This window comes from Proteiniphilum propionicum, from assembly GCF_022267555.1.
Taxonomy (GTDB): Bacteria; Bacteroidota; Bacteroidia; order Bacteroidales; family Dysgonomonadaceae; genus Proteiniphilum; species Proteiniphilum propionicum.
In genome coordinates this window covers 2,693,123-2,710,441 of record NZ_CP073586.1, presented here as the reverse complement: position 1 = coordinate 2,710,441, position 17,319 = coordinate 2,693,123, and the positions used below count along the sequence as shown (strand labels likewise).

The window sequence follows — 17,319 nt, the reverse complement described above, 5'->3', positions numbered from 1 at the left end:
TAAAAAACAGGTATAAAAACAGAGAAAGTGATTTAATAAAATGAAATGCTATTAAATATAACAGCCTGTTTTATTTATTATCATAGTCAAGGTATATTTCATTATAATATAATTACTTTGTCAACGCCATATCCAACTTTTCTATATTTTCATTTTCAGTGATTAAGGAAAAACTTATAAAATCGATTTTCCATTTATCGCCAGCCTTCAGCATATGGGTAATGTTACGTACCGGTATCTTGGAGCTTATAGCGGGCACGAATAGTTGCACAACAACAATTGCGGACTTCCCGTCAGGAGAAACTTTAATCTCTTTCTGAAGCGGAATTGTCTCTAAGATGACGGAGTCGGGAAATTGATCATTCCTGTATTCTGCAAATTGTTTTTTAGACCACAGTTCACGTGGATCTGTACCGCAGACCAGCACATCATCCAATAGATATGCAGAGTACGTATTCAAATCGTTCGAAGCATATGCACTATGGAATTTGTCTGCTTCAATAGATACAGTATCCTCCACAGCGGCAAGGTCGACAGTCTTAACCTGTTCCTTTTGCTTGCATCCTGCAAAAACCGCTACTACAAGAATCAAGAATAACATGTATTTATTCATCTTGATAAAATTTAAATGTACAAAACAAATATAAATCTATTTTACACAGTATTATATAACTATAATTGCAAATATTTGTATTATTTTGACACTGTGGATTTTCAAATTTGTGCTATAATCTCATAGCCTAGCATACAGTGTTGGTAATCAGCGTGTAAGCTAAACCTATCCGTACAAATCCGTTTTTCAGAAAATTAATGCAGTAATTGATGTTTATTCCAGCCTTATTTTATCGTTTTCAAGTGCAGCAGATATAGCTTCCCTAGCTGCCGGATAAAGAAACTCATAGCCGGCAGCACGAACCTTTTCCGATGATATGCGGCTCCCGTAGAGAATCATCATGGAAGCCTCGCCCATGAACATCCTCAATAAAAACGACGGCACACGGGGCAGAAAAAAAGGGCGCTTCATCACCTTCGATAGCGTCTTCATAAACTGCGCATTGGTAGTAAATTCAGGTGCAACGGCGTTATAAACACCCTTCATCGATGCATCCTCAACTGCCCTTATATAAAGCCTGCAGAGATCATCAATATGAATCCAGCTCAGGTATTGCCTTCCCGATCCTAACGGTGCCCCCAGCCCGAACCTTGTGGGGAGCATCATCTTTTTGAATCCCTCGCTATCGTTCGATATAACGAAGGCTGTACGCATCACTACTGTACGAATCCCCATCTCTTCCTGAAACATGCCTGCGGCAGCTTCCCATTTCCTGCAGGTGCTGCTCAAAAAATCGCTTCTTGCGGGATTATCGTCCTCAATGAATATTCTCTCACCTATCTCAGTACCGTAGAAACCCACAGCCGAAGCCGAGATAAACGCCTCCGGCTTTTTATCCGTCAATTTAACCGTTTCCAGCAGTAGCTTTGCCGTATTCACCCGGCTCTCCACAATCTTTTTCTTTTTCTTTTTTGTCCAGGACTCCTCTCCAAGGTTCGATCCCGACAGGTGAATAATCACATCGGCCTGCTCCACCGCATCTTTGTCTATTTCGTTTTTCAGGTAGTTCCACCTATATCGTGGAATCTCCGCTTTCAAATATCTTTCGCGGCTGAGCCAGATCACTTTGTATCCTTTCTCAAGAAGCAATTCAGAAAGCTTTTTCCCAACCATGCCCGAACCACCTGTAATTAAGATTGTTTTCATTGCATTGCATAGTTAGTTTCTCTCTTAAACAGCTAAAGACGGCAAATGTTGCCGTCTTTAGAAAATATTTATCAGTTTATGTTACGACCTCCTGCTGCCGCTCATGGCAATCATTATGTAATAGAGTAGCGTCGCGAGTGAGCCGAGAGCCGCAACCACATAGGTATATCCCGCCCACCGTAGCGCATCTTCAGCCTGGTTATGGTTGCTCATATCGGTTATACCGGCACTGCTCAGCCATCGGATCGCACGGTTTGTCGCGTTCTTCTCCACCGGCAGTGTAATAAAGCTGAAAAGGGTTGTCAGTGCAAACATACCTATTCCGAACCACAAGAGCATCGGAAAAGTCTGAATCATGATTATCCCCAGCAATATCACCCACATCACCCATTTAGAGGTAGATGAGATCACAGGCACCAATGCCGATCGCATTTTCAGTGGTGCATACCCCAAGGCATGCTGTATGGCGTGGCCTGTCTCGTGTGCGGCTACTGCTGCAGCCGCCACGCTGTTGGAGCCATATACCGGCTCGCTCAGGTTAATTGTCTTGTTCAGCGGATTGTAGTGGTCCGTCAGCTGCCCCCTCACTGATATCACCTGCACATCATAGATGCCATTGTCGTGCAGCATCTTTTCGGCCACGTCCCTGCCCGTCATACCGTTGCGGACAGGGATCCTTGAATATTTTTTAAACCGGCTCTGCAGCGTACCCTGTACTATCCACCCGGCCACTGCAATAGCTATAAATAAAATCCAGATTGTTGTCATAAATAATTAATTGATGAAGCAATGATGTTTTCTAATTAACATTTACTCCCCGCAAAAGTTCATCCCCGTATAATTGTCTGGGCACGGTCGGGACCTACCGAAACAATAGCAACAGGCACGCCAAGCTCCTCTTCAAGGAAGGTGATGTAGTTATTAAACTCCTCTGGAAATTCATCCTCCGACTGCATCTTGGACATATCCGTCTTCCATCCGGGCAGCTCCACGAATACTGGTTCAATACCTTCCGCAATATCAAACGGCAGCTCCTCAATCTCTTCACCATCAATATTGTAAGCCACACATGCCTTTATAGTATCGAAGCTGTCCAGCACATCACTTTTCATCATCACCAGCTTAGTCACCCCGTTCAGCATAACCGTATATCGAAGCGCCACCAGGTCAATCCACCCGCAACGGCGCGGCCGTCCGGTAACCGACCCATATTCATTTCCGTTGTCGCGCAATTTCTGGCCCTCATCATCGAACAGCTCCGTAGGGAACGGCCCGCTCCCCACGCGTGTACAATAGGCCTTGAAAATACCATACACCTCACCAATCTTTCCCGGTGCCACACCAAGGCCGGTGCATGCTCCCGCGCACACTGTGTTTGAGGAGGTCACGAACGGGTAAGAGCCGAAATCAATATCAAGCATCGATCCCTGTGCGCCCTCAGCCAGTATGCTTCCGCCTTCGGCAAGATGCCTGTTTATAACATGTTCACTGTCTATAATCTGGAACTCCTTCATCTTCTCCACCCCTGCAAACCATTCCGGTTCCAACTCCTGCAGGTCATATTCGAAATTATAGCTATCCAGTATCTCTTTATGTCTTTCCACCGCCCTGCGGTACTTCTCTTCAAAGTTATTTAAAAGGTCGCCCACCCTCAGTCCGTGGCGGCTTATCTTATCGGTATATGCCGGCCCAATGCCACGTCCAGTAGTACCTATCTTCGATTCACCCATCGCCCTCTCCGATGCAGCGTCAAGCAACCGGTGCGTTGGCAATATCAGGTGAGCCTTTTTAGAGATGCAGAGCTTGTCGGTAAGCGTGTGGCCGGTAGTCTCCAGTGCCTCAACCTCCTGTTTGAACAGAGCCGGGTCAATCACCACACCATTACCAATGATATTGAGCTTCCCCTGCTGGAAGATCCCCGATGGAATCGATTTTAGAATATATTTTTCCCCTTCAAACTCAAGGGTATGACCCGCATTAGGCCCACCCTGAAAACGCGCTACCATCTCATAGTTTGGCGTAAGCACGTCCACTATCTTACCTTTGCCTTCGTCGCCCCACTGGAGCCCTAAGATTACATCGACCTTCATTTTTGTTTTTTCAGTTATATCTTTTTTTGTCATTGAAATATACATTCTTCAGCCTATTTTTCATTCAGGCTGTCGCCGCCGGTTTTATCAGCTCCGTTGTTTTTGCCACTGCTTTTTTTGGCCAGCTTGACAGGACTGCTTTTTTTGGCCCGCCCGCCCGTACTGCTTTTTGGGGTCCCTCCGCCCGTACTGCTTTTTGGGGTCCGTCCGCCCGTACTGCTTTTTTTGGCCCTCCCGGAAATATTTGTACGTGCCAGCCTCCTCAGTTTCATCCGCTTGGCATGCGTACACTTGCTGCACGTACCGTATATATACATGCTATAGTAGCTCACCGTGAACTTCCTTATCTTTTTCAGCTGAGCAGATGTCAGCAGGTCTTCGTTCTTCATCTCCCGCACCTCACCGCAGGTGGTACATATCAGATGGTTATGGTTTTCGTTCCCGTATGCCCTCTCATATTTAGATATGTTCCCCCCGAACTGATGCTTCACCACCAGCCCGCAATCATGCAGCAGCTGGATAGTGTTGTATAGTGTTGCACGGCTCACACGAAAATTCACCTCGATCATCGATTTGTATAATGAATCCATGTCGAAATGTCCTTTTATTGAGTATATATGGTCAAGGATAGCAAAACGCTCCGGAGTTTTGCGGTGTTTATGAAGAGTAAGGTACTCCATAAACTCCTCCTTTACCTGTTTCTTTAATTTCTGACTGCCGTCCATAAATTACAAAATTATTCTATTTTTTCGACTTTTCCGAGTATTTGCAATATAAAATAGAGGCTGTTAAAGTCATTTTTCCATTTCAGAATGAAAGAAAAAAGCCGGCAAACTTGCCTCACTCTCGTTATGGAACGAGTCCGATACAGTTACAAAGTAATAAAACGCCTCATCGTTGTCAGGCACACTTATTGCCAGCAGCGGCTGTCTTAGTCCCACCGCCAGGATATTCGCCGCGTCCTCCCTGTCGAGATGCTCCGTCCGGCAACGATACACGTTGTAAGTCACCCTTTCGCCATCATGGGCCGATTCCCATGCCAGTTCAAACAGTCCATCCTCCCTCTTCTCCGCCCTTATTTCGTGCGGCATTGCTGGCGCCGAACTGCTCAGCCAGGTCATTGCAGGCAACTTTGCCGGGTATCGGTAGTACTCCTCCAACGACCTCAGAATTCCCTTCGTATTGGCCAACACGTTCTCCGCACGGAAATATGCCTGGCCATACACTTTCTTTTGCCGTGTATAATCAACCTGGTTAAGTATATCCTGCTGCGACCATCCAAGCTCCACCATCTGGTAGGCTCCCAATCCCGGCACCACAATACGTCCGTTCCCCTGCCTGACCCAATCGTCCACAAAAGGATAAAACAGCGCCTCCTTGTAATACATCATCGGGTAGAGCGCATCATGCTTACCTATCCTCATCCACCGCCCCGCATCCTGATAGACCGTTTCAAGGGCAGTCCATCCGTGCCCCACGTTTTCCAAAGCACGGTAACGGCCTAGTGGCGAGCTGCTCACTTGTACCCACGGTTTTACCTTTTTAACCCGGTCATACGCCTTCGTCACAAAGCGGGTGATGTTATCCCTGCGCCAATCGGCTCGCGACTTGCCCTTGCCATACAGACGGTACATCCCATCGTCGGGGAACTGTCCCCTGTTGTCAGGGTACCGTATATAGTCGAAATGTATCCCATCCACATCATAATTTGTAACAATCTCGTTCACAATCGAAAGAAGGTAGTCGTCCGTCCTTGGATTTCCCGGGTCGAGAAACCATTCGCCCCTGAATTTTTTAGTTAAAGAGGGGTTTTTTTTTGTCACCGACTTTGAGCCCAGCTCGCGCACATGCTTATCACCTCCCAACGGATAGGTCACCATCCAGGCATGGCATTCCAGTCCCCTTCTGTGGCACTCTTCAACGGCAAAAGCCAGCGGATCAAAGGCTCTCCTACCTGGTCCCCGAGATGCAATCATCAACGACATCGGCTCAATATCAGAGTTATATAACACCTCACCCCTTGCCCTTACCTGAAACATGACAGTATTGAAATTGTGCTTCTGCAGATTATCCAGTATATCCGTCAGTTCCCTCTTCTGCACTTCTATGTTACTCCTGTTACGAGGCCAGTCAAGCCCATAGTTGGTGGTCAGCCATACCGCCCTCACTTCCGTTGCCGGTATTCCAGTTGCAGGTATTTCCGTTTCGGCTATTCCCGTTGCAGGTATTCCCTCGGCAAGAATTCCCTCGGTGGCTATTGCATTTTCAGCTTTTCCCGTGGCAGCCCTTTCAACAGTCGGCGGCCCGGCAGAGAAAGCGCTTATAGAGACAAATAAAAAGAGATAGAGAAAGAGAGATATTTTGTACATTAAAAAAACTTCAAAATATAACTGAATACTAAACTATTAACTCATAATAACCACGAAATATCAAACGGCCTGCTTAAAATCCACCAAATAATAAAACGGCCGGATACTAAAACAACTGGCTACTAAAACTGCAGGATGATAAAACGGCCGGATACTAAAAATAATTTCAAAACAAAATCTGCATATTAAGCTGGTAATGAAAACTCGATTGTGCCCAATATGTAGTAGAACTATTTTTCCAAACGCAAATTTAAAATAAATCCCATTCCCCTCACTTCATTTTCGTAACGTTAACAGTTCAGAAGTACTATTTTTTAATTATAAACCGCCAACAGCCTACTTTGAGTTTTTAAAGTTTTTAAAAAAAATAATAAAATTGTCAGAAAAATATTTTTTTATTAAAAAAATTGTCCTATTTTTGCAACCAGCAAGGGCCGTTTCTACAATAATGAGACACTCTCTTTTTTCGCCATTAATAAAGAAAATATCATAGATGGAAAATTAAAATTGGAAAATCATCTTGGCGGGGAAAGCAATTGACTTTAAAAAGTCATAGTTTATAATATCAATTTAATCCATGCATTATGGTTGGTTTGTACAAATATCTGTTTAAATCAGAAAACAAAGATATTTATCGCTCCATTGCAAGGCAATACCAGTCAAACCCGTTGCGAGTATATAAGCTGGCACACGGTAAAAAGGCAAAATGCAACAAGGACTATCAAATTCTTAAACAATTGCGTAAGGAGGAAATTATCGAAGGTGTTCTGAATGTGGTTTAAATACTTCAAACATATCGGTATTTTCCCTTTTTTAAGGCATCAGTTCTTGGTTGTCGGGCTATTTTTGTACCTTTGCACTTCTAATCAACAAACTGAAGCAATAGGTTATGATTATAGCCGTAGATTTTGACGGAACCATCGTGGAGCATGCCTATCCTGAGATTGGCAAACCCATTCCATTCGCCATAGAGACACTTTTGCAACTTCAGAAAGACGGCCATAAGCTTATATTGTGGACAGTAAGGCGAGGCCGGCTTCTGCAGGAGGCGGTGGACTACTGTGCCGAAAGGGGATTGTATTTTTTTGCGGAGAACGAAAACTACCGTGGCGAGACTATCGAACGGGAGGAGTTCTCGCGCAAGCTCAAAGCTGATATGTTTATCGACGACCGAAACCTGGGGGGGCTACCCGACTGGGGTGTGATCTACAATGCTATAAGGACAACGGCCGATGGGGGCAATGCCCTTCAGGTTATGGCAGGCAACTCGTCTATGCCGGCACCCAAAAAGAGAAAATGGTGGTCTTTCTAAGCTTTTAAACATAATGCAGCTTTAACCAACACAGCAAACACTTTGATGGGAGCACAAGCAACACCGGGACAACCATAATGGCCGCCCCGGTGTTTAAAATCATTCACTCCTGCTGACAATATTTCAAAATGCTAACCCTACGGATTAATATTCTGGATAAAATATCCGTAATGGAGCACCTCCAGCCTTATAAACGAGTAAACCGCCCATATCTTATTGCCATCATTCTTTATAATCTCAAAATCTATATGATCGGCAGAGATGCTTGTCGATCCGTAGCGATAGACGAGAGAAGCGTTTTCTTTCTTCCCGACCTCTTTGTCTCCGGAGAAATAAATCTTCAGGTAATAGAAGTTATAATAATCCCATCCGTACAGATTCCTCCCGTTTTCAATTCTGTTAAGCGGGGTGAAGTATGTAGTAGCGTTCTCCTCAACAGAGTTGTTAAACACATAGCTCAATGTCTCCTTCTTCATTATCGCATCGAGTTCCGATTCGTCGTAAGGATCGGTTGTAGATATCACCTCCACCTGTATGGTGGTAGTGATATCAAGTGCGTCTGTCAGGGTGATGCTTGCCTTTCCCTCTTTTCTCCCTGTGATGAGCAGCGATTCACCAGATGTTCTTACGAACACTATTTCCTCATCGCTGCTTTCAGCACGGTAATCACCGTTCCCCTGCAGTATCGCCACACTCTTCGTCTTGAAGGTACCCAGAGGCAGCATCATTTTTACCGCCTCATTCTCCACCTTTATTGCATCGTAATAAGTGATGATGCCAATGGAGCGATACTGAGCGCTTCCGTCCGATACAATAACCGAGGTGTTTCCTCTCTCCAACGCATCTATAATCAGCTTGTTGCCAGAGATACCCACAATAGCTATCTCTTCATTCAATGAAAAAGCCTTATAATCATTATTACCTTTCACAATCTCCAGTTCTGCCTTATCACCGACTAAAATCTTCACCTGCTCCTTCTCAATTACCAGGTCAGAAAGCTCCGCGACGGGAGTGATATCCTCATCATCTCCGCACGAAAGGAACATAAGAGCAGGAAGAGCAAGCAGCAATATCCCAAGTAATGTTTTATATCTTGTCTTCATATTATTTTAATACTTTATATTTTCAAAGACTTCTCATTTACCAATCTTTCTTATATGGTTTTCCGTCGTACACCAGTTCGTCGTCGAACAACGCACGTGCAATACGTTCCATTGACGGCTTCTGAGAGTAACTGAAGTTTCTTCTGAACGGATCCATCGCGAAAATCATATGTGCGCCATATCCCCCATCCCTCAAACTTTTCAAATTGGTTTCAGAGGTGGTATATCCACGGGCATACTCCTGTGAGTAGAGCGCCATACCCGAGCGGGGCAGGCCGGGATAATTCCCGCTTAAGTCATAACTACCGCCGTAATCGTGTATCGCATAGTCGATAAACGTACCCGAATCGTGTCCGTCCACTGCCGGCAGGCTCGATGTACGGCTATATACATACACCGTCACCAGCTTGTCAGGCATAGCCATCTTTGTTTCATAACACAACCGTGCTGCTGCAGCGTTCGACGGTGTAACAAAGCCCGGAGGTGGCGGATTCTTGTATGATGAATATTCATCATCGAAGAACACACCGTCGAGCCGGTAAGCATCGCACACCACCTTCAGCTCCTGTGCAAACTGACGTGCAGCCTCGGTCCCCAGGTTAGCCACCCCCGAATGGTCGTGGTTTCCCAGAATTCCCAGAACAACCTGTATTCCCCGGTCCTGCAAAGGTTTTAAATATTTCTCCCTGTTATCAAGAAGATGCTGCACGTTTGGGTTATTATAGACAAACACCTTGCCGGTTTCATTGTTATAGTTAATATTGGCAGAGAAGAGAATAACCATGTCAATCAGCGGCTTACCACTGTCTGCCAGCGTGAAGCAAAGATTATTCAACGGGTTGGTATCATTCACCTCCATACAACTAATAATCTTGATGCCTGACGGCTTATCAGCGGTTGGAATTTTGCTCAGGTCATCAACAAAGATCAGAAACTCAGATTCGGCTTCGGAAAGCCCTACATTGCCCGACGCCAGCTCCGCCTTCAACGGTATAACGTAAGTCCGCCCCTTTTCCAGAGTTTCGGTAGTTTCAAACACCACCTCGCCTTTTCCCGATACCTTACCCCCCTTCGCAATAGTCACCTTCCCGGGAATTGTCACAGCCGACACGGGAAACAGCTGGTATTCAGTGTCGTTATTACTGTTATAAGCATCTAACAGAGAAGGTTCATACCTGAATGAAACGGTAACATCCTCCGGCGCCTCCTCCGTCAGCCCTACATAAATCTCCTCAGTACCCTTATCACGAAAATCTACAAAACTCATTTTCCTGTCCCCCCCGTTGTTCGTGATATACCCGATCACTTCGCCGGGTACTTCGTAAGAGGCCTCGTCGAGCTTTGCCAGGTCGATACTTTCATCACAGGCGCTAAAAAAAGCCCCCAGCATCAGGAGAAGTACAACAAAGCACTTCGATGCATTTAATATATTGTTTCTCATATAATTAAAACTATTAATATGGTTTATTCGGCAGACGCAGGCAATTTCACCGGCGTCCATTTCAATGTATTATTTGCCACGACATTGTTCCCGTTGACGGTATGATCCTTAACGGTGCTGCCCGCTCCCTCATCGAACTTCCAATAGGCAACCAGGCCCTCCGATGCGGGATCAACATAGTAGGGATTATCAGCTATCTCTTCCTGCGTGCGTACAATATTCCATATCCTGCATTCCGATATCTCACCGGCAAGCCATCGGTTATTGTCATATGAACGCCCGATAAAGAAATTACTGTTCCCCAGGTCCACATTACCTGCCGACAAGGTACCCTCCGACTGTTTCCTTCCGTTCACATAAACAATCATCGAGCCGCTGGTAGCATCATAGGTCAACGCCACATGCACCCATTCGTTCACCGGCAACCCCTTGTTAGAGTCGGCACCGGGAAAATTACCCCAGTTAGTGGCTATCTGTATCTGGTTCGACGGAAAGTTCGCATCTCCTATACGGATCAGGAACCTGCCTTCTATACCCATCACGGTACTAATCATCTTATCGAAATTACGGACCCTGATCAGCGCTTCCATCGTCACCTTTGAAAGGTTGTTGCAAACACCGGGATTAGACCAGTTCACAGAGAGGTAGTTCTCATCAATATCAGCCACCACATTTATAAGCGATGCACCCTTTATCACATAATAGTAGGTGCGGGCGCTCTTCAGGATATCAATATTAGCCTCAGAGATTGAGACCGGCAGAACATACACCTTGTCACGGTTCAGCATCGAGAATCCCTTGAAAAGGATACGCGCCTCCGTAGATAACACACCTCCCGCGTGAATCATAGCTCCCGCTTCAATCCACTCGTAGTTTTCGGCAGGCAGCATCTCCGCATTATCGTAATAAGCCTCGTTGTAGGTCTTCACTAACGATTCATCCACCCTGTATGTAATTTTAATATCCTGTTCGGCGGGCATTGCCAGCTCTGCCTGAAGCACTTTCTCCTGGTCCGCTTCACCTGCGGTAAAGAGTATCTCTCCTGTCTTCGCAGCGCTCTTTATATAGAGCTTATTGTCAAAACTGCCGTCACTTTGGCAACCACCCATAAGTAGTATCAGCAGCAGTATTACATATATATTATTGTATCGTTTCATTGTTTTCATTTTTTGGGAGAAGGATTCATATTAGAAATTGCATCGCGTGTACAACGATAAATACGTGCAATATTGAAATAGTCGTTATTCACGTTTTTAATCCCCAGTCCAGCTATAGAGTAATCATCGTGGTTAAGCATCACCCACTGCGAAGCGCCTGTCACCGCCCGTGTCACACCATCGGCCCAGTATCCGGTCTTCACATCTTCTTTATCCAAAGAAACCGTCTCCACCGAAATAATATAACGGTCGGAAGGTACACCCTCAACATTGGCAGCCATTATGTTATAGCTAAGCTTCGCACTGTTGCCTGCGTCCGTTGAGGGAATAATTATATAGCTACTCTTTTCCAGTATGCTTTTGTTCAGCAGGTTCTGAGGATACCCTTCAAAGATGATCATCTTGTCGCTGTTCCTCTCGTGCCAATCTTCGGCAATACCTATAAATGCTTTTTCATAGGTAGTATATAGCTGCTTTTCCGCTTCATCCATATGCAGAATATTCTTCCCCTTGTAACCTATGATGATTCCATCGTAACTGTATTTCCTTGCCAGAGGCAGTATCTGGTTGACCGTATCCACGAGAAAATCGACGAATGCCGGTATCTCGGCCATAGCCACCCCTTCTTCCGGGGCAGCATCTTCCATATCAGCCACCATCTCTTCATAGATAAGCTTGATAGCTTCAAAATTCATGTCATACACGAACTTCGTTCCCTTTTCACTTCTCACCTTTTCCATCTCATCCAGTTCATACTGTGCCGGATTGACGGGATGCATCATCGATACTATATCGATACTGTCGGGAAGCACATCAGTATGATCGGCGCGGCTAAGCGGCACCTTGTTGCTGTTGTTGAACCAGGTGATCATCACCTTATGCACCGACTTCTTGTAACTCCTCAAGTTTTCGAGGTATCCGGCGTAAAGCGCGGGATTCTGCTTCGCGATATCAGCCTCGTTAATTGCCACCGGCTCCACCTCTGTCCAGTCGCTACAGGCAGTGAGGACCAGTGCTGCCAGCAAGCCGGCCACCCACTTGCCTCTTTTTAAAGATATTATATTGTTCATATGATTATTCTATTTTATTTTTTAGCATCCCACCATACATGTGTAGCCATATTATCGGGACCTTTCAGGTAGTTGTCGATGGCATACCGTACATTCTCCTCGTTGGTAGTAATCTCTTCACCCGGATAAGCAAGCCTACGCGGGCCCTGGTCCGTACTCACCACTCCCCCGCTGTTGTTCACCACTACCGGCATCAAGAGGGGATAGCCTGTTCTGCGACGTTCCGCCCAGGCCTCAAGTCCCAGCGGAAACATAGCAATCCATTTCTGGGTAATTATACGCTCAAGGTTCTCTTCAAGGCCTGCATCCTCATCCCATGCCACGGTTATGTTACTCACCGTTCCACTGTGGGTGTTCTTCCCCATCGGGTCGATATATGGCGACGGAGTTCTTTCGCTATCCGTAAGGTAGCTGTCCGCTCCGCCGGCACCCCACTCTTCGAAAGAGAGCCGTATACCCTGTTCGTAGAAATCTTCAGCACTCTCAGCACCCATATTCCATCCGCGCAAGGCGCCCTCGGCCTTCAGGAATGCCACCTCTGCGGCGTTCATCCAAAGCATAGGCGTATTGGGGGTAACGTTGTAATTGGCATACTTCTGCGCCTCCTGTGCTGCCGGTATCATAATGCCGGAGCGCAAGCCGAAATAGCCGTTCTGTGCAACGTTATCGCTCCCGGTGAAAGTGGTCTTTGTAAAATACTTCTCCCTTCTCGGGTCCTGAAACCCGTTCATATATGAGGTGATATCTGCCGATATCCTTGAGTCGCCACCATTCCAGAGATACATGATACGGTGAAGCGGATTCCCGTCCTTACCAAATCCGCCAATCTGTGCGTTATCGGCATTAGACTTCATCACACCCACCTCATGGGCTACCGCCTCTTCAGCCATCTGCTGTGCCAGTGCAGGATCAACATAGGCAAGTCGCATTGCCAGGCGCAGCTTAAGCGAGTTGGCGAATTTTATCCATGCCACAATATTGCCGTTAAACACCTTGTCGGCGTTGGGACTGAACGATTCTGCCTGACGGATAGTAAGTATATCCACCGCACCGGTCAGCTCTTCGAACATGGTGCGATATACCTGCTCCTGCGAATCGAACTGAGCATTCAGCTCTCCGTTCTCCCCAATTCTGGAGTATGGTATAGGGCCGTAGGCATCCGTTATACGGTGCAGTGCCGCCACCTTGCAAACCTCTGCCACCGAGAGTAATATCTCATCATCGGTCACATCTTTTAGTCCCCTGTAATTGGGATAGATATTGGTGATGATATCGGTGAACAACACCTTGTTCCAGTTTGGCTCGGGACGGTAAGTCGCAAAATTCTTTCCGTTGAAACCCGGGTTAGAATCGGAGAGGTATCCCCCCCAGTTGCCACCCAAGAGGCACTCGGTAAACTGGCTTGCGTTAGGAAAGGTGGGTACCACCCAGCTCTGAATGGCAAGCATGGCAGCGCTTTCGCTGTACGCATCCCTCGATGCCTCATCTTTGGTAACCCCGTACGGGTCTTTATTTATATCCTCAAAACCGTCGGTACAACCGGCAGGCAATAGTATGCCGGCCATCACGAGGATTATATAGCTTATTTGCCTGTAATATTTCATCATAACCTGTTAATTTAAAAAGTTACTCTCAGATTCAACCCAAAGCTTCTTGTAGCTGGAGTCATAAAATAATCCATTCCCTGATAGTAGTTCTCTGTAGATGCCACCGACTCCGGATCGAAAGGAGCCTTGCAGTAAATCATCAGCAGGTTTCTTCCGGTCAGCGAGAGCGCCACATCTGCAACCCCGTTAAACCATTTCCCCGGGAAGTTGTAGCCTATGCTTGCCTCCTGCAGCCTTACGTTGGTAGCGTCATATATATAATAAGGCGAAACCGCGTCGCCGCTACCTATTGTGGTGTACCATTTTTCGGCAGAGATATGGTCGCCGCCATTCACCACCATGCCGCCGTTGTCACGCGCCATTGCCGATGCTTCAGACACACCGTAATAATCCATCGCCGCCTGTGTCCGCGAGAACACCACGCCTCCAAAGCGGGCCGAGAGCAGGAATCCCATGCTGATGTTGCCATAGCTGAAATCGTTTTTCCATCCCATGTTCGATTTTGGGAACACGCTCCCCAGGCTTATATAGTCTTCTAACCGATTAATCTTGGCCGACTGAATATCTCCGTTCTCATCTATGTAGATATCGCCATTACTGTCGCGCGCCAGATCGGTAGTGGAGTAAATATCTCCCAGTCCCCCGCTCTTCTTCAGTATAAAGCGCGTCTGTCCCAGTCCACCCACATCGAGATGCTCGATAGAGAACTTCTCCCCGGTTATCGGGTTAACGGCATCATCTGCCAGGTCGAGAATCTTGTTTCTGTTCATGCTCAGCGTGTAGTACGACGACCATGAGAATTTATTCCAACTATTCTTGTAACCCAGTCCCAGCTCAACGCCCTGGTTAAGCACACTTCCCGTCTGTATAAAGATATCAGACCAGCCCGACGACACCGATAGATGCGGGTTAAACGTCTGGTTGTATGTGTTAGCATAATAGTAGGTAAAATCGAAGTTAAACCCACCCAGGAAGCGGGCATCAAGTCCAAACTCCCACGAGTTGGTCCGTTCCGGCTTCAGGTTATAAAGCGGATAATGAGTCTTTGTTATCCACACCTTGTTGTTGGCGTCCCACGAGTATGTAGGGTTTGCCAGGAAACGACGGAAAGGTAGTCCCACCGAAGCCCACGAAGCCCTCACCTTCATATAAGAGATCTCCTTAGGCAGGTTCACAATCTCAGAGAGCAGCGCCGATCCTCCCACTGAAGGGTAGAAAAACGACCTGTTAGCTGAGTTTGGCCCGGCCAGCTGTGAAGGCCAGTCGTTCCTCCCCGTAAGCGTCAGGTAATAAGTGTTCCTGAATCCAAGTTCGGCACTTGCGAATGCAGAGTTTGTCTTTTCCCTCCATCCGTTCTGTTCCCTCAGCGTCTGCGAGTCGCTCAGATGAAACACGTTAAACACGTTGGGGATACCCACCGGCTCATTTATTCCTTCCGCTATCTCCAGCCCATAAACAATAGGCCCTCTGTTCAGAAACGCATCGGAGCGCATATCGGAGAATGAAACCCCGCCGTTGAACTGAATCGCGAGTTCATCAGTAAGCTCTTTATTAATGTTCAACAGCATATCCCCGTACATCTGTTTATCCACTGAACGGGTAATACCGTAGAAGCCGTTTGGCGACCCCTCTGTCATCAAGGTGTTAGTCGATGCGTACAACTTCTCGGTAAAATCATTGCCAGAGTGGTCCATCCTGATACGGGCCGATACATTCATCCAGTCGTTAATAAAAAATGTGAGTCCCGCATTAGCCATGTAACGGTCTCTTTTGTTCTCACGCAGGTTGCGGTGATTAATCCAGTAGGGATTCTGCATCACGTATGTAGCAGCTCCCGAAGGCCAGTACTGTTCATATATCTTTCTTGAAGGGTTATACCGTTCATACATACTTATATCGTTCCAGTCGTTCCCCCTTGGGAAAAGGTAGGCCGATGTAAGCGGGTTAAGATATATCCCCTGGTTGGTCATATTGCGGTCGTCCTGCCTTATATAGCTTACCCCTGCATCAAGTTTCAGCTTATCATCATAGAACGTTGTAGTGTTACGGAATGTAAAGTTATACCTGTTATACCTGTTGTTGGGAATAATCCCCGTTGAGTTGACAGCCGAAGCGGAGAGGTACGACTGGTTCTTTTCCGTACCTGTGGAAAGGGATACCGACTCGGTAGCAGCCATTCCCCGTTCAAAATAGTCCTTTGCCGGATCATACCCCATGAAGTTAGCCTCGTTAAGGCGCCTACCCCAGCTCAGGTACTGATCAGATGTACCGTACCTGTTCTGGAACTTTGGAAGGACAAACGGGTTCATCATCTCCATGTTGCTAGAAACGGTGATTCTTGTTTTGCCTGCCTGCCCGCTCTTTGTGGTAATAACAATAGCTCCGTTGGCCGCATCGCTGCCATACAATGCTGCTGCCGCCGCTCCTGTAAGCACCGATATGGTTTCTACATCTTCGGGATTGATATCAGCTATACCCTCGGTAGCTCCTTTCGAGCCAAAGACGGTCTCCCCGCCCCCACCGAAGTTATAAACCGGCACCCCGTCTATCACATATAGAGCGTTACTGGTCTGCTCAATACTTTTTGTACCGCGCATTATCACCTTGCTGGCTCCTCCTATACCTGAAGAAGAGCTGTTGATATTCAGCCCGGCAATCTTTCCCGACAGCGAGTTGATAAAGTTGGCATCCTTTACACCCACCAGCTCATTGCCGCCAATCTGCTGCACGTTGTAGCTGAGAGCTTTTTCCGAGCGCCTTATACCCAGGGCGGTCACCACCACCTCAGTAAGCAGCTGTGTATCCGGCACCATACGTACTGTATAGCTGTTCTGCCGGGTTATCACCACCTTCTGTGTGTTATAGCCGATATAAGAGACGTTTATCACATCCCCCTCCTTCAACTGAAGAGAGAAGTTACCATCTATATCAGTAGCTGCCCCTCTGGAAGGATCACCCTCCACAACGACCGTCACACCAATCAGCGGTTCATTATTTTCATCCAGCACCCGGCCGGTCACACTTTTCTGTGTAGTTTTACTTTCGTTACCGGGAATAATCACCACATATCCGTTACTTATCCGGTATGTAAAACCCGATCCCCGAAGAACACCGGTGAGAGCTTCTTCCACTGATCCGTTCTTCACCTCAAGATTAGTTGCTTTCTTGCCGGCCAGTTGAGATTCATTAAAAGCGATTGAGAGCTTCGACTGTTTTTCTATCTCCCGTAATGCGTCAATAACCGATATACTCTTGTTTATCAAGGTTATTGTTGCATTGTTTTGCGCATAAGCAAATGTTTGAAGCGATAACAAACAGAAAAACAGGAAGAAAATCTTTGCTTTAGCGTTTGTAATTAGATTAAAATTCATAAATTTGATGTCTTTTCTTTAGCGTTAGGTTAGACACTTA

At 46.5% G+C, this 17,319-nt stretch carries 13 protein-coding genes and 1 pseudogene; 2 read left to right on the top strand and 12 right to left on the bottom strand.

Annotated features, from left to right (window positions below):
• Nucleotides 1-112: 112 nt before the first annotated feature.
• The 6 genes and pseudogenes from KDN43_RS11110 to KDN43_RS11085 form a co-directional block, all read right to left on the bottom strand.
• Entirely contained in the window at nucleotides 113-613 is a 501-nt protein-coding gene (locus tag KDN43_RS11110) for a nuclear transport factor 2 family protein (RefSeq protein ID WP_238866161.1), read from the bottom strand.
• Nucleotides 614-826: 213 nt separating this feature from the next.
• Nucleotides 827-1,759 (bottom strand): TIGR01777 family oxidoreductase, encoded by a 933-nt coding sequence (locus tag KDN43_RS11105; RefSeq protein WP_238866159.1) that lies wholly within the window; start codon nucleotides 1,757-1,759, stop codon nucleotides 827-829.
• A gap of 81 nt (nucleotides 1,760-1,840) precedes the next feature.
• Nucleotides 1,841-2,527 (bottom strand): zinc metallopeptidase, encoded by a 687-nt coding sequence (locus tag KDN43_RS11100; protein WP_238866157.1) that lies wholly within the window; start codon nucleotides 2,525-2,527, stop codon nucleotides 1,841-1,843.
• A 59-nt stretch (nucleotides 2,528-2,586) separates the two neighbouring features.
• Nucleotides 2,587-3,849, bottom strand: coding sequence for an adenylosuccinate synthase (locus KDN43_RS11095; protein ID WP_238869457.1), 1,263 nt, complete (start codon nucleotides 3,847-3,849; stop codon nucleotides 2,587-2,589).
• Nucleotides 3,850-4,115: 266 nt separating this feature from the next.
• Nucleotides 4,116-4,574: pseudogene (locus KDN43_RS11090) on the bottom strand (Fur family transcriptional regulator); the annotation flags it as partial.
• A gap of 69 nt (nucleotides 4,575-4,643) precedes the next feature.
• Nucleotides 4,644-6,218 (bottom strand): glycoside hydrolase family 10 protein, encoded by a 1,575-nt coding sequence (locus tag KDN43_RS11085; RefSeq protein WP_238866156.1) that lies wholly within the window; start codon nucleotides 6,216-6,218, stop codon nucleotides 4,644-4,646.
• 584 nt (nucleotides 6,219-6,802) lie between these two features.
• On the opposite strand from KDN43_RS11085, the gene KDN43_RS11080 reads away from it, so the two are divergent.
• Both KDN43_RS11080 and KDN43_RS11075 read left to right on the top strand, forming a co-directional pair.
• Complete coding sequence (locus KDN43_RS11080) at nucleotides 6,803-7,000, top strand: hypothetical protein (protein ID WP_238866155.1); 198 nt, start codon at nucleotides 6,803-6,805, stop codon at nucleotides 6,998-7,000.
• Nucleotides 7,001-7,107: 107 nt separating this feature from the next.
• Nucleotides 7,108-7,530, top strand: coding sequence for a BT0820 family HAD-type phosphatase (locus KDN43_RS11075; protein WP_238866154.1), 423 nt, complete (start codon nucleotides 7,108-7,110; stop codon nucleotides 7,528-7,530).
• Nucleotides 7,531-7,667: 137 nt separating this feature from the next.
• On the opposite strand, the gene KDN43_RS11070 is transcribed toward KDN43_RS11075, so the two are convergent.
• Genes KDN43_RS11070 through KDN43_RS11045 form a run of 6 tightly spaced genes read right to left on the bottom strand, consistent with a single transcriptional unit; the run spans nucleotide 7,668 to nucleotide 17,279 of the window.
• A complete protein-coding gene (locus tag KDN43_RS11070; protein WP_238866153.1) occupies nucleotides 7,668-8,633 on the bottom strand; it encodes a hypothetical protein in 966 nt (321 codons plus the stop codon).
• A 37-nt stretch (nucleotides 8,634-8,670) separates the two neighbouring features.
• Entirely contained in the window at nucleotides 8,671-10,074 is a 1,404-nt protein-coding gene (locus KDN43_RS11065) for a BT_3987 domain-containing protein (RefSeq protein WP_238866152.1), read from the bottom strand.
• Nucleotides 10,075-10,097: 23 nt separating this feature from the next.
• Nucleotides 10,098-11,231 carry a DUF1735 and LamG domain-containing protein gene (locus KDN43_RS11060; RefSeq protein ID WP_238866150.1) on the bottom strand — a complete coding sequence of 378 codons (1,134 nt, stop codon included), beginning with the start codon at nucleotides 11,229-11,231 and terminating at the stop codon, nucleotides 10,098-10,100.
• A 5-nt stretch (nucleotides 11,232-11,236) separates the two neighbouring features.
• The gene (locus KDN43_RS11055; RefSeq protein ID WP_238866149.1) at nucleotides 11,237-12,301 is read right to left on the bottom strand and encodes a glycoside hydrolase family 18; all 1,065 of its coding nucleotides are present in this window, start codon (nucleotides 12,299-12,301) and stop codon (nucleotides 11,237-11,239) included.
• 14 nt (nucleotides 12,302-12,315) lie between these two features.
• On the bottom strand, nucleotides 12,316-13,905 hold the full coding sequence (locus KDN43_RS11050) for a RagB/SusD family nutrient uptake outer membrane protein (RefSeq protein ID WP_238869455.1): 1,590 nt from the start codon (nucleotides 13,903-13,905) through the stop codon (nucleotides 12,316-12,318).
• A 14-nt stretch (nucleotides 13,906-13,919) separates the two neighbouring features.
• On the bottom strand, nucleotides 13,920-17,279 hold the full coding sequence (locus tag KDN43_RS11045) for a SusC/RagA family TonB-linked outer membrane protein (protein WP_238866148.1): 3,360 nt from the start codon (nucleotides 17,277-17,279) through the stop codon (nucleotides 13,920-13,922).
• Nucleotides 17,280-17,319: the final 40 nt, after the last annotated feature.

Bases quoted from the DNA above. Each gene is read 5' to 3' on its own strand.
- KDN43_RS11100 (WP_238866157.1), bottom strand. From the start codon at position 2,527: ATGACAACAATCTGGATTTTATTTATAGCTATTGCAGTGGCCGGGTGG.
- KDN43_RS11095 (WP_238869457.1), bottom strand. From the start codon at position 3,849: ATGAAGGTCGATGTAATCTTAGGGCTCCAGTGGGGCGACGAAGGCAAA.
- KDN43_RS11105 (WP_238866159.1), bottom strand. From the start codon at position 1,759: ATGAAAACAATCTTAATTACAGGTGGTTCGGGCATGGTTGGGAAAAAG.
- KDN43_RS11050 (WP_238869455.1), bottom strand. From the start codon at position 13,905: ATGAAATATTACAGGCAAATAAGCTATATAATCCTCGTGATGGCCGGC.
- KDN43_RS11055 (WP_238866149.1), bottom strand. From the start codon at position 12,301: ATGAACAATATAATATCTTTAAAAAGAGGCAAGTGGGTGGCCGGCTTG.
- KDN43_RS11080 (WP_238866155.1), top strand. From the start codon at position 6,803: ATGGTTGGTTTGTACAAATATCTGTTTAAATCAGAAAACAAAGATATT.
- KDN43_RS11110 (WP_238866161.1), bottom strand. From the start codon at position 613: ATGAATAAATACATGTTATTCTTGATTCTTGTAGTAGCGGTTTTTGCA.
- KDN43_RS11070 (WP_238866153.1), bottom strand. From the start codon at position 8,633: ATGAAGACAAGATATAAAACATTACTTGGGATATTGCTGCTTGCTCTT.
- KDN43_RS11075 (WP_238866154.1), top strand. From the start codon at position 7,108: ATGATTATAGCCGTAGATTTTGACGGAACCATCGTGGAGCATGCCTAT.
- KDN43_RS11045 (WP_238866148.1), bottom strand. From the start codon at position 17,279: ATGAATTTTAATCTAATTACAAACGCTAAAGCAAAGATTTTCTTCCTG.
- KDN43_RS11065 (WP_238866152.1), bottom strand. From the start codon at position 10,074: ATGAGAAACAATATATTAAATGCATCGAAGTGCTTTGTTGTACTTCTC.
- KDN43_RS11060 (WP_238866150.1), bottom strand. From the start codon at position 11,231: ATGAAACGATACAATAATATATATGTAATACTGCTGCTGATACTACTT.
- KDN43_RS11085 (WP_238866156.1), bottom strand. From the start codon at position 6,218: ATGTACAAAATATCTCTCTTTCTCTATCTCTTTTTATTTGTCTCTATA.